1 pseudogene is annotated in these 1012 nt (G+C 46.0%); it reads left to right on the forward strand.

What is annotated here, in order from left to right:
- Positions 1-1012, forward strand: a pseudogene (locus R7Z41_RS24605) (transporter substrate-binding domain-containing protein); the annotation flags it as partial.

A 1012-nucleotide genomic window follows, 5' to 3' on the forward strand; every position in this document is an offset into this window, starting at 1 on the left:
GACGTCGAGTCTTTCTAATGGGTTGACGGCGTTTGATGCCGATATTGTCCCGGTATCTTATGTGGGCCCAGTCCCTAAGTCAGACTGGCTGATTACTAAACCATTCATGCACAGCAATTACGTTTCTATCCAAGCAGAAGAGAGCGAACGCGACAAGTCATCGCCAGAAAAAGCGGGCATTCTACTGAGTTTAAAGAAACAAGGGTTGGTGCACTTAGGTGTGTGGCAACAGGACCGTTTTGACCGTTATGACGATTTAAAACAGTTGCTTACGGATTTGAAATCGGGCGTTTTGGACGTGGCTTACATTCCTGATGACGTTGTTCATAGCATGATTGCGCAAGATCAGGTCGATGGTTTGGTGATCAATGAGCAAGACGTTCTGACGTTCTCGAATGCGTTTGCAGTTGCAAAACACAATACGCAGCTCCAACACATGCTCAACAGCATCATCGAAACCATTGACTCAAATGAGATAGAAAAACTTCTGCGCTCGCACCGAAGCTTCAACCTAGTTTATGGCTACGACGATGAGCAAATGGCAAAATTTTTCTTGGCAGGTGCGGTCGCTTTTTCTCTGATGTTTGCTGCCGCGTATTTCATTCTTGCGCACCTACGTCTAAAGGTGAAATTAGCTGAGCTGAATGCCAACAATGAAGAAGCGGAAAAACAATGGCTGATGGGCATCATTCAAGAAATTAACAGCTTGGTGTTTATTCACGGTGAAGATAACCAGTTGGAAATGAGCAACTGTGCCAACTACAAGAGCAAGCAATGCCAAGAATGTAAGCTGAAAAGCTGCTCGACTAATGCGCCTCTCGTGAACAACTCGGATGAATTGGCCACTGTAATTGGTGGACAACGCATCTCGGAAGAGGTTGCGTCTGCGGGGTGCGAACTCGGTATTAAACATGTGTATCGAGAGCGTAAAACCATCGCGTCTCCAAGCGGGAAGAAGAAGTTTGTGCTGACTGTGATCCAAGATATTACCCAGCAAAAAGAACGTGAGCAG

It is taken from the genome of Vibrio sp. 1457 (assembly GCF_033340195.1).
Lineage (GTDB): Bacteria > Pseudomonadota > Gammaproteobacteria > Enterobacterales > Vibrionaceae > Vibrio > Vibrio alginolyticus.